The organism is Rickettsiella endosymbiont of Dermanyssus gallinae (genome assembly GCF_019285595.1).
Lineage (GTDB): Bacteria > Pseudomonadota > Gammaproteobacteria > Diplorickettsiales > Diplorickettsiaceae > Rickettsiella_B.
Genome location: NZ_CP079094.1, coordinates 387,693 through 400,066, shown reverse-complemented (window position 1 = coordinate 400,066; position 12,374 = coordinate 387,693). Strand labels below are relative to the sequence as shown.

Genomic DNA, 12,374 nt, shown 5'->3' with positions numbered 1-12,374 from the left:
GTATATAATTTTAACGCGCTGGCGTGAATAAACTCACTTGCGTATTAAAGCTATCTACATACTCATCACTTCCTGCTTGCGCCTTATATTCTTTTATAAATTTATCTTCGAGCTTTTTTAGCTCAGATTTAAGCGACTTCACTGTAATAAGGCTGACGTTATTATACTTACCTTCTAATAACACAATAGGCATACCTTGTTTTGGAAATACCGCTGCGTGTGCTTTGATAAGTGCATAGCGTGTCTTCCAATTTTTATCATTGGTATTTAGAATTAAGATACCAGACCCTTTATTTTCAAGCCCTTCCCCGCTACCTTGGGATAATTCAAGCATACTTTGTGTTGAGCTTCTGACAAGATCAATATTTTCAATGTGCTTTTTTATAAAAGAAGGACGCGTATCTGCATTAACTGAGTCTACAGAAAATTCAATCACATGATCTTTCTTAACCGCTTTATAGGTCAATGTAATTTCACCCTCTTTTCTAAATAAACCGCGCGGGGGCGTATTAACTCTGATAGCCTCAAGTAAGGTGCTACCTGTGTCAAGTTCGGTCGTAGTATGCGTACACTCATAATTCTCCTGTACCGTACCATACGGAGCAGGGTTTATTTTAGGTGATAGTCTATTGGAAAATTCCTGACGTGCACTAGCCAGCTCGTCCGGTGTTTTTATAACCTTAAATAAATGCGAAGGGCTTTCTACCTTAACTATCGTTTGTTTTGAATCTTGATCATTTTTGGCAATGATGGCATTCAGTGGTGTCTCGATGAATGTTAATACGCCCATACGTGTCTTAGCCCTACCTTCTCCCTGGCAAATTCCCTCGATTAATTTAACAGCCTGCTCATAGCTTTTTTTATCTTTAGGCGCTAATCCAGCCTCATTTAGTTTTGCTTGAAGTTCTTGTTTCTTCTCATCAAATTTTCCATTATTTATGAGGGTTACTATGTTTTCTAGTGAACCTCTATCTTCTCTAACAAAATCACGTAGTTCTCGACTAGTCGCATCCCTCATCGTTAATTGTAGTCGGGCATCGGCATTTTGAATAAAGTCGTGCGTTAATTGGTAATAGTTTTCTAAATCTTGTGCCGTTTTATTTTTATAACTATCAATTTCTTGCTGAGCAAGCTTAGCCGCGTGCACTTCTGCTTGCTTAGCTAAACTGTTTTGCTTAACTTCTGTATGAATTAACTCCCCAATCACTTGATCGGGATGTTCTCTCAAAGCGTTAATCTGCTCTATAGTTCTTTCTTCTATGAGCGTGGCGGCTAGTTTTTTCTTTACTACTTCCAACACTGAAGGTTGCAACGCATAAAGTTTCTGTTCTAACTGCTGGCCTGTAGATCGATTGAGCAAGTAACCCTCTTCGGCCAGTTTAGTTATTAATATTGCTTTTGCATAATTGACTAGTGCTTTGCTGACTTGAGCACAATCGATTTTTTCAAACAGTTGATCAATGATCGCTTGTTTTTCCTGCTTATCTTTCTCGTTAGCTTCTAGCTCTGTCAGTGTTTGCTCAACAGCCGATTTAATTGCGTCTTCATTCTCAACAAAAATAGCATCACTTTGAGACTCCGCTTGTTCCTCATCTACTGGATTAGCCTTATATTTTTCAGCTACTTCGACTATTAATTTTCTTGCGAGTGCTTCGGTAACTGGATTTTGTAGCGTTTCCTCAGCTAATGTTCTTGCATCTATCGCTAAGGTTAGCGTTCCTTGTCGATCAGCAAGTATCGCCTGGGCAGCCTCTTCAAAAACCTGATTCATTTTAGCTACTGCTGCTGTTTGGAACCTATTTAGGTGCTTTTGAGCCTGTGCTTGACCTTGTTTTATGGCCATTTCTGTAAGTGAACCCGAACTAGATGCTATTGCCAATAATTCATCCATTACCGTAGCACTTTCTAATTCTTCGCCTAGGGGCATCGCATTTAATTTATCCGATAATAAATCTTTATAAGTCGCCAAGTGTTGATTAGCCAGGGCTGCCATCTGTTCGTTCAAATCCTGTAGCGCCGCATTGGCTGCAGCCGTTCCGTGACTATTATCTTTAGCTTTATCCAGCTCTTGTAAGAAGCTGGTTTTTGCTGTGCCTTGTAAGCTTGCAGTGAGCATCTCTGGCGTAAGCTGCGAAAGCATTTCAGCAATTTTTTGTTTTTTCTCTATTTCTGGTGTAGAAATTACAGTAGATATCTCAGCATCATCACTAGCTGATGTTAAAGAAAAACCACTATCATCGCCACTGCTACCATTGGTGTTTTGTCTAGTTAAAGAAGCAGGCGTTGTGCCTTCGCTACTTGCTTGACTCATGCTTGACGCAGTAGAGGTATCGTCCCCCGAAGTTTCTTGAATTACTGTTGATCCATTCTCTGACATAACATTTCTCCTATCTTGTACTGTTCCGGATGCATCATCGCTACCGTGTTTCTTAAATGAACTACCTAACGAAAACCTTTTCACGTTAGAGGATATTTTTTGTCGTTGCGCTAGATTTTCTTTATCAGCTAAAGCCGTATCCGATGTAGTGCACGATCTTTTTCGAGCGTTTTCGGGGTTTAGCTTACTATACCCTTTTTGATGATCAGATTCTAATTGACCATTCCGATTAGTTAAACTTACTACTTGATTATCTCTTTCTTTAAGCTGATGTTCTGCTGTTACTTTATCTTGATTAAGTTGATTAAGCTGCCCTTCCTGTTCGGTAACTTTAGTTTTCTGTTGTTGAAGCGCTCGTTGACTTGCTTCAAACGCTTCTTGAGCTTGTTTAACTTGCGACTCAGCTTGTTGAAGTGCTTCCAGCTTAGCTTCAGCATCAGCTTCCGCTTTAACTTTAGCTTCGTTCGCCTGAGTAAGTGCTCCTGCAAGCGTTTCGGTTTTAGCTTGCATTTGTTGCAAATCGTTTTTCAGCCCTTGCGTTTGCTGCCCTAATGCAAGCCTTTCTGATTGATAGTTTTGAACAGCTGTTTGAGCTTGTTGAAGTGATTTTTCCTTAGCTTTAACCTCAGCTTCCGCTTTAAGTTTAGCCTCATTCGCTTGCTCAAAAGCTTCATTCGTTTCCTGAAGTTGTCTTTCCTGATTTATAGCGCTAATTTTAGCTTGTTTAGCCGCTTCTTGAGCTTGTTCAAGACTTGTTTGCAATGTTTCAATTCGTTGTTTTAATGTATCATTAAATTCAGTTAGGCTTTTTACTTCACCCTCTTTTTCAAAGATATTTCCTTTTAGTGCTGACAGTTTTTCCTCTGCGGTTGCTTTAGCTTGAACAACTTGCCCAAACTTACCTTGCAACTCTTTAATCGTTGCTTGAGATTGTTCATCTTTTGATTTAGCTTGCTGAAGTGCTTTTTCCTTAATTTTAACGCTAGTTTCCGCTTTAAGTTTATCTTCATTCGCTTGCTGAAGCTGTCTTTCTTGTTCAAGAACTTTAGTTTGCGCTTGTTGAAACGTTCTTTGACTTTTTTCAAGCGCTGCTTGGAATTGTTCAGTTTCTAATTTAGCTTGCTTAACGCCGTCTCGAGCTTGTTCAAGACTTGTGCTTAATGTTCCAATTTGTTGGTTTAGTGTAATATTACGGTCAGTTAGGCTTTTTATTTGACCCTCTTTTTCAACAGTATTTCCTTCTAGAACTGACTGTTTTTGCTCTGCTTGTGCTCTAGCTTGAACAAACTTACCCTGCAATTCTTCAAGCGCTGCTTGAGATTGCCCAGCTTCTAATTTAGCTTCTTGAAGTGCTTTTTCCTTAACTTTAACGTCAGCTTCCGCTTTAAGTTTATCTTCATTCAATTGAGTAAATTGTCTTGCTTGTTCGCTAGCTTTAGCTTCCGCTTGTTGAAGCGTTCTTTGACTTTCTTTAAGCGCTTCTTTTAATTGTTCAGCTTCTAATTTAGCTCTTTGAAGTTCTCTTTTGCTTTCTTCAAACGCGAGCTCATCAGCAAAACTTAAGGCTTCTTTTTTTTCTTCTACTTGAGGTGTGTTGCTAATATCATGTAAATCCTGCTGCAAATTACTTAGTTTACGCTGTAAATCATCCCGTTCAGACTGCAACTTTTCATTTTGTTGTTTACTTTCGCTTAACTCTAATGCCATCGCGCTATCAAGGACGTTATTTACTAATGGCTTGCTTGTATCTTTTTTATCGGCAACCGGATTTTCCTCACGTAATATTTCTATATTGTGTTGTTGCTCGGATACCGTTGTCTTTAGCCCTTCAGCCTCAATCCTAAATGCTTGCTTTTCACGCTCAACAGTTTCAAGTTGTTGCTCAATCTCTCTCTTCTCTTCTGCAACCCCATTAAGCCTCCCTTGAACTTGTTGCAACTGATTTTCTTGAACTCTAATCCATTTACCTTGTTGTTGTACTGTGCCATTAAGTTCATCTATATAACGATCAGACTCTTCAGCTAAACGTTTATTTTGAAGCTTACTTTCATTTAATTGCCCCGTTAATATACCGTTTTGTTCTTGAAGTCCTTCCACTTGGCTATGCAAAGCCTTTTCCGTAGACTGAAAGGAATCTCTTTGCTCTAATAGCTTATATTCTTCCGCTCTAAGTGCTTTGCCAAGTTCGTCTACTTTACCTGCTTGCTCTTCAACTTGTTGCTCTAACACAGCCTTTTCGTTTCGAGCCTCTTGAAGCCTTCTTTCTAATAATTCAACTTGGTTTTTTTGTTGCGTTTCTTGCGTGGATAATTTCTGATCTGCTTGAGCAAGCCGATGATCAAGTTCTGTTTTTTCCGCTACAAGGTCATTTACCCTTTTTTCTGAAGTCGTTAATTCTTCTTGTGTAGTGCTTAACGTGTTTTCAAGATCTTGAAGTTGGGTACTAAGTTGCTCTACCTTAGTTTGCTTTCCTTCAAGCTGATTTTGTATCCCTGCTTTTTCACCTTCTAACGTTGAAACTCTTCCCGATAGTTCAGCCTTCTCTGTAGTCAGACTTAAAATTTGTTCATCTTTTTCTGTGGCTGTCTTTTTAGTTTCATCTAGCTGTTGTTCTAATCCTGTCACCAGCTTTTCATGGGTTGCTGTTAATTGTTGTACTGCATGTTGTTTTTCGCTCGCTTCTTGCTTATATTCATCACGCTCCGTTTCAACTTTTTGCTTCTCTACCTGTTCTTGTTGTAGTTCAGATCGTGTTGTCGTGAGCTGTCTTTCTAAACCTGATAGCTGATCCTTTTTTCCGCTGAGCTCGTCGTTAAGATCACGTTGGCTATTAGCTGACGCTTGGAGCTCACCTCTCAATTTTTGTAAGAGCGTTTGTAAGTCTGTAAAGCTATGCTCTAATTCACTGTATTCGCTTTCCCATTCCTTTAGTTTTCCTATTAACGCTTCGCGTTCCTTTGACCATTTACTTTCAGAGTTATCCTGCCCTGCTGTATTTTCTTGGCTAGATAATAATGCTATACGGTCGTTCTGCTCCGAAATCGTTTGCATTGCACTTGCAAGTTTAGCTTCAGATCCTTGGTTATTCTGTTTTAGTGTTTGATTTTCTTGCTCTAAATCAGCTTTTTCTTCACTGATCCCACCAAGTTTTTTTTGTGTTTCCTCAAGCTGCTTGCGCTGCTGACGAAGCTCGTCACTTAGCCGTGCTGCTCTTTCATCTAATTCTTTACTATCTCTATCAAAATCCTCAGCTAAAGATTGATGAAGTTCCTGGCCTTCTTTTAATCTTGTGGCTAGAACAGTATTTCCTTCCCGTAGTTCCTCCACCTGAGACTTTAAATTGTCGACCTCGTCTAAAAGCTGCTGCGAATTGACTCTAAAAAGTTCTTCGGCACCTGCTTGCGCTAAGTCAACCAAACTAGTTTGCAGTTGCTTTTGCATTGCCGGTAAACCCTGGTTCTCTTCTTCTAAAAATCCGACTCTTTCTGTCAGAGTAGATACGGCTTCTTGGTCTTCCATAAGAGGAGTAGCAAGCGACTGCGGTTTATTTTCTTGCTGATCTTCTAACGCTAATACTCTTTCATGAAGCACTCTATTTTCGTTTACTAACTGTTCAATGCGTTGCTCAGATTCACTCGCTTTGCGAGCTTTAATTTCAGTTAAATCCGTCGTTAGCTGTGCAACTTCATCTAATAGCGCCTTACCATTAGTTCGCATTTGTTCCAGCTCACGTTCCTTTGCCGCAACTTGAGCTCTAGCGTCCTCTACATTTGCTTGATAGTTTCGCTGCTTACTTGAACCGTCTTGTTCTTGCATTGCCTTATAACGTTCAAACTTTTCTTGCTCCACTTTAAACTTATCCTCCATATCTCTTAAGTTATCTTGTAATGTAGATAAAGCTTCTTCCGCTCGAGAAGCACCCTTTTTAACGGCTTCAAGCTCGCTTTCCTGCATTTTCAGTTGTTCTTCTAACACTGTTTTAGCGCCTAGATTCTCTACATTTTCAGTCTCTAAGCTGTTAACTGTTAGCTCTAGCTTATCCTTATCTGCCATTAGACCGGCTATCTCTCTATCTCTTTGAGCAACGTCCTGCCTAAAATCCTTAATATCGTCAACAAGATCAAAGAGTTGCTTTCTTGCAACCTCAAGCTCATGACTTATAAGATGGAGTTCCGTATCAGATGGCTCAATCGGAGCATTAACGTCAACTTCTGTTTGCGTTTCTACCGTCATGTAGGCCACATCTCTGATAGGCACCGCCGATGAAATAACCGTGTTTTCATCATCCTTATCAGCTATATTGCTCCCAGCGTTAGCATCTATCTGGCTACTAGGCCCTGCAACTGCTTCTGATACAGCAGTTTGTTGTGCTGAATCTTTAGACTCTTCTGGGTTTTCTTGAGTTGGGTTTTGCTGAGGGGAGTTAGATGTTGTCGCAATAACTTGATTAACATCACTAGATAATACCAGTTTCTCTTTTTGTTGCTGAGCAGCCTGTTCAAATGCTTCAACTTTTTCCCTCAAACCATCATCATCTTTATTAACTAATCCCTTCAACTTTTGAATCTGCTCTTCAATTTTTTTATAATTATCTTCAATTATTTTTTGAATAACCTTTTCAAACTTACCTGTTATCAATTTATCCTGACTCTTTCTCTCTAGGTTACATTTGATTATATGATCGTTAAGTTTTTTTAGCGGACTTTCAGCCTGGGTTTCAATATCTTTAACCATCCCTCCAATAGCATTAAGAACATCCTTCATCTTTCTTCGTTCGTCTACGGTGTTTTTTCCTATTGTATCGACTACTGCCCGGTGCAAGTTTGTAACTTTATTCTTAATAGTAGTAAAATCCACTTTCCTAATAGGAGCAAGATCTGCTTTTCTAGCACTTGACTTGTTTAGCGTTGCCATTCCTAGCGGAGAATTTGGTTTACGGTTATTATCTAGACCCATTATCGCTATCCCTCTAATTAAAGCTTTCTGACTAGTCACCATATCAAAGAAATCTTAAAGATAACTTAAGGCATCAAAACTCACTTCTATCCTTAATTTATACCCCCCATCGATAGGGCTAGAACCTTTATTTCGACACTTAGAAACCCGGGGGAGAAGCGATTAGAAGCCATCTATACCGGAAGCTTGCTGAGCCTAGGCGGTATTTATCTCGAGGATCACGAGCAGGGGTATAAACTTATGGATTAAAGCCACATCAATTAAAGGGAGAAGAGTTAATGTATTTTTAATATATCTTTTGTATAATAAGCTGTATAAAAAAAAGAGGAGAGTATTAAATGTCGACACCTACCGGTATGCCTTATTATTTCGCAGAGAACAATGCGCACTCCATTGTTAAGAGCATTTACTTTGCCGTAGGAGAATTAAAAGGATCTGCCTTTGATGCTTCTTCTTCCCTCCTTAACTTTAAAAACCATATTACTCAGACAGTATCTTCAGAAATATTGGGTTTAGAAGATAAGGCGTTTTTCAAGCAAGACCTTAATAGCGATCCTGCTTTTACAGCGTATCTTGCCTCTGTCAAACAGCTTACAGACCTGAATCATAGAACACTTCTAAATGACCCCTATGCAGCTATACCTCTTATTAATGAGGCCAAAGAAAAGTATCAAGCTTTTGTTGAACAACAAAAGATGAAATTTAATATAGACTTTAAGGATTCTATACCAGAGAAACAAAGAACAAAGCTATGGGAAAATTATGAAAAAGGCCTATCTTCTGCAGTTAAACCCGTTGAAGATTTTTCTGACCGAGTTAGTCCGAGTGGTTTATTAACCCAAGCCATGCGCTTCTACGTTAATAAAATAATGAATAATAAGGAAAAAAATAAGGATTTTTCAAAGATACCAACAAGCTTAGAAGATACTCTGTTTACCCCGCGTCCACAATTTTTGGGCAGTGATGATAAACCCATTACCGTCGAATATGACCAAGAAGGCCGTGCGAAATCGATACGCGTTCACCCTTATACTGGCAATGTGGGTGATGCCCTCGCTATTTTTCTTGCATCCCGTAAGCCAGGTGAAGAAATACCACCGATTAAAATAGTATGCCCACTTTCAAACGCTGATATCCTAAAATCTGAGATGAGCCCTGGGTTTACGCTCTTGGCCCTTTTATTGGTGCATACGATGGTTAATCGTTGGCAACAAAACGCACAAAGAAAACAAGTTTTAAACGCAGCGATTGAAAAAGGTATTCCTTTAAAACATATCTCACTAGAAGATAAACGTGGCAGACCTATTCCTATTATAGAACCTAAATCTATCGCAAAGATGGTTTTTAATGTTAAATCTGATCAAGAACAACTGGATGAAGCCCGTAAAAATAATCTAGAGGGGCATCTAAAGGATCTTCCTGAGATCATTCCTGCTGCTGGTATGGCTGCTCCTAGTATGACTGCTTGAATATAAGAGAAGTACTATTCTATTCATATTTGCCAGGGAAGGCGAATTAAATAGAAAAATGGGTCAATAACTATTTCTTCGAATACGTCCTATATTTTCTTGGCACTTATAATCCTCATCGCTAGGACTGAAACGCGTTTCTATCCCTGCTTGTTTGCATCGCAGCCATGCAAATCGTTTTGCAGACACCGAACCTGAAAACATTACTTTTTTAGCCCCTCTTTCAATCAGACAGTCAATCATGTAATTCACTGTTTTCAATAAAGGACCTGTGGAATAACTGCCGTAGTTTTCTCCCGCCGACGTAATTAAGCCATCGCCAAAATCTAAAACTTTCCAACCTTCTTTTAAACGAATGATTTGAGGAAAGCTTTCAAAAGAACCTGTTCCGGTAGTTCCTTCTCCATCTTCTTCAGATACCTTTGATAGTGCATTTGGCTCAAGTTGATAGATAGAAAAACTAGGCCATAAACTTAATAGATACTTAAAAGGCTTTTCTCGTTTAGGATTTTCCTGGCTAAACAACGCATCGAGCTCACTCAATGCGTTGTTTAGTAAAAAATCAACTGAGCCTACTGTAATCAGATCATTATCTTGGCTCTCAGAAACTAAATCCTGGTTTTCTAACGAAGATTCAGACTGGCTTTTCATACAAGGATCTCATTATAAAGTATTTTTATCCACGTCACGCAGTCGGCTTATTAGCCCCCCGATCCCGATACCGTGGCGCCGCCTTTAGCTGCATTTTTATTCTCTTGCGCTTGTTTGCCAATAGCTTGCATATCCCTAGTCTTATGTTGCAGTTCCGATTGAGCCATTTGTGAGCCTGCTTGACCTAGTTCGCGCATACTACTATCCACATTACCGCGAATTTGATGCAACATACCTTCTTCTGGTGTATTTTCAGCTTGTGCGCCTATCCAACGCATCACTTTGTTTGGCACCTCATAAATCATACTAAAACTACGATTAACGACCGCTAACACGATACCTGTGTAAATAATCATTAAGGTAGTCTGTGATACTAATGCTAGAAAGTCTCCACTCAAGTCGCCCATAAAACGCAGCGCGATACTAAAGCCCTGATTGAGCAAGGACACTGAAATATACGACAAAATAATCCCGAAAATAAAACCAAACACCATTAACATAGGTCTCAAAAAGACACTCGCTAATAACATAACTGCTTGTTCAGCTTTACCTAAGAAATCATGCCCTTCTGGATGGGTAATACCCAATGCAACTAGCGGTGCCGCCATCACCGATTCCAAAACAATGGCAAACCAAGTTATTGCACCAAATGTAAATAATATAAAGGGGATTAAAGGTACGTAATAAGCTAATGTTGCACCCAAGCTTAAATTGATCATCAGCCAGAAAGTAAATACCGGCATGAAAAATCCAATAAAGCCAAATAAACCGCCTAATACTCCGATAATCGGGCCTGCAGGTGCAAAAAACGAAACCGCTGCTCCCGCTACACCACCCGCAACAACCAGGTAAGTCATAATAGCAAAGAACCCGACCCAAACACTTTCTACCGTATGGACTAAATCATCACCAATACCGGACAAAGTTAAAATAGGATCGGAACCACTATTTAAACCATCTTGTAACTTTTTCTGGAAGCCCTGCGCACTCTGAAAAATACTTCCCATCATTTTAGCAAATAATCCGCCGCCGCCAGCACTTGCATCACCGCCACCCGTTGAAGGAAAGAGTTGATTATGGTTACCCGTTGCGTCACCTGCGTTCGTGGTTTCACTTTGAATATAATCATCGATAGCGCCGCCGCTATTCGGTACATTATTCTTTAGGTTATCGAGAATAATCGGATTATTAATGTCTTGGAAAGCACTACTATCGTAGTCAGGTTTAAAATTCGGTGAGATCTGATCCTTAATCACTGATAAATCATTTATTTTACGTAAATTTTCGTTAAGTTTGGCCATTTGGTAATAATAACTTCCTGCTAATATCCAGCCAGTATCTTTTGCATCTTTAATAAAATCTTTGAGTTTTGCATCGGCATCGCCTTTCAAAGTTCTCAAAGCTGGCTTAACAATCGCGAAATAATCCGTCGAGGTATACACCAAGGAATTACTCGCAAAAAGAGGATCCCCTTTTTTCAAACTAACCTTAGAAACTTGATTGTCATCCTCTGGCGCTAATTTATCAGCAATGCTTTTAGCCATTGAATTCACATCTAAGGTCATTTGCCTGACACCAATACTCGCGCTGTCGTTAGCGGTTAAATTAGCTGGATTAGCAACTTGACCCTTATCAGCCTTACCAATGAAGTCCCAACTGACCGAACCACAGGCACCTTCATATTTAGAGAAAGTTCCGTCCATTTTTCCTGGGAAACTAATAAATCCGCCCTTATCTTTGGTGTAATCTATGAGCTTGCCGGTGTTGCTTCCATTAGGACCTTTACCTGTTACTGATAAAGAAGAAGCAAAATCGGGCACTGCTACACCTTTACCTTTATATTGACGAACTAAACCATTATAAAGCGTGTACATACACACTTCTGATTTGAGAATATCACCCGATTTAGCCACTAAAAAGGTGTTATCTGCCGCTCCTGTTCCTTTGTTTGGACCTAATCCTTGTGAAGGTTCTACAACCGTACCATTGCGATTCATATAATCTAAAGCAACATTCCATACCTGGTCAGCGGCGCCTACACCTTGTACCACCACCCACATCACTAAAATCTGAATAAAAGAATAGCCGGTTGCTTTAGGTAATAATAAACCAACACCAGAAACCATCCGTAACGGCACCCATATCGATGACCATTTTTGGCCTAAAAACTCACCTTGGTGAGCTGTATTTAATATTGATATAAATAAGGCGTAGGTCAATAAAACAGAGGCCATTACTAATATAGCCGCGTTAAAAGAACCCAACATGGTCCCTAAAATTTGGCTGCCTGTCCCATGTAACACGCCATCAACAACACCAAAAATAGTTGCTAAATAAGAAACCGATAAATCACTAGCTGGTGGCGCTAAGCTATCAGCCAAAAGCAAACTAGGGAATAAACTAAAAAATAAACTGATTAGAATTTTTTTCATGATGTTTTTTTTCTATTAAGAAAGTAAGCGTTGAACCAGTCGCGAAAGGTGCAACCTAATCGCCGGTGTTTAATCTGAAAAACCCAAAAATGATAACGAAAGACTTGGGTTAGAATAACCAAACTTAGCCCTATACAAGGAAAAAATCCACGTAAGGCATGTTCAGATAAGAGATGAATACTATAAGCGACGCATATCAGGAGAAGGGTTATCCATATCCACATCAAACGCCTAAATTCTTTTAGTCGCTGTACTAAATCCGCTTCAGTGACCTTAAGCCGCAGCAAGGCTGCTTCAAATGACTCTTCCGTGGTTGCTTGCTCAGGAACAAAAAACTTTTTCGCAAAAGAAAACAACTCGCGATTGGTTTTAACGAGCTGGCGATAACCGATCCACTTAGGGACATCGACTAAAGGCTTTGTTATTTTTTTTATACCGCCAAAAAAACTCACGATTACTCCGTAGTTTATTAGATTTTTTGTAGAAACT

Annotated in this window: 5 protein-coding genes; 1 reads left to right on the top strand and 4 read right to left on the bottom strand. The window is 39.5% G+C overall.

The features are described 5' to 3' along the window. Positions 1-10 precede the first annotated feature (10 nt). The gene (locus tag KX723_RS01965; protein ID WP_218814433.1) at positions 11-7,141 is read right to left on the bottom strand and encodes a hypothetical protein; all 7,131 of its coding nucleotides are present in this window, start codon (positions 7,139-7,141) and stop codon (positions 11-13) included. Between the two features lie 530 nt (positions 7,142-7,671). Between KX723_RS01965 and KX723_RS01960 the strand changes: the two genes are divergently transcribed. Further along, positions 7,672-8,802 carry a hypothetical protein gene (locus KX723_RS01960; RefSeq protein WP_218814432.1) on the top strand — a complete coding sequence of 377 codons (1,131 nt, stop codon included), beginning with the start codon at positions 7,672-7,674 and terminating at the stop codon, positions 8,800-8,802. A 63-nt stretch (positions 8,803-8,865) separates the two neighbouring features. Here KX723_RS01960 and KX723_RS01955 read toward each other — a convergent pair whose 3' ends face one another. Genes KX723_RS01955 through icmV form a run of 3 tightly spaced genes read right to left on the bottom strand, consistent with a single transcriptional unit; the run spans position 8,866 to position 12,337 of the window. Further along, positions 8,866-9,453 (bottom strand): hypothetical protein, encoded by a 588-nt coding sequence (locus tag KX723_RS01955; protein ID WP_218814431.1) that lies wholly within the window; start codon positions 9,451-9,453, stop codon positions 8,866-8,868. Positions 9,454-9,503: 50 nt separating this feature from the next. After that, on the bottom strand, positions 9,504-11,885 hold the full coding sequence (gene dotA / locus KX723_RS01950) for a type IVB secretion system protein DotA (protein WP_218814430.1): 2,382 nt from the start codon (positions 11,883-11,885) through the stop codon (positions 9,504-9,506). After that, entirely contained in the window at positions 11,882-12,337 is a 456-nt protein-coding gene (icmV, locus tag KX723_RS01945) for a type IVB secretion system protein IcmV (RefSeq protein ID WP_218814429.1), read from the bottom strand. The genes dotA and icmV overlap by 4 nt, the downstream gene beginning before the upstream one ends. Positions 12,338-12,374: the final 37 nt, after the last annotated feature.

Coding starts and splice junctions, on each gene's coding strand:
- KX723_RS01965 (WP_218814433.1), bottom strand. CDS start 7,141: ATGAAGGATGTTCTTAATGCTATTGGAGGGATGGTTAAAGATATTGAA.
- KX723_RS01960 (WP_218814432.1), top strand. CDS start 7,672: ATGTCGACACCTACCGGTATGCCTTATTATTTCGCAGAGAACAATGCG.
- KX723_RS01955 (WP_218814431.1), bottom strand. CDS start 9,453: ATGAAAAGCCAGTCTGAATCTTCGTTAGAAAACCAGGATTTAGTTTCT.
- dotA (WP_218814430.1), bottom strand. CDS start 11,885: ATGAAAAAAATTCTAATCAGTTTATTTTTTAGTTTATTCCCTAGTTTG.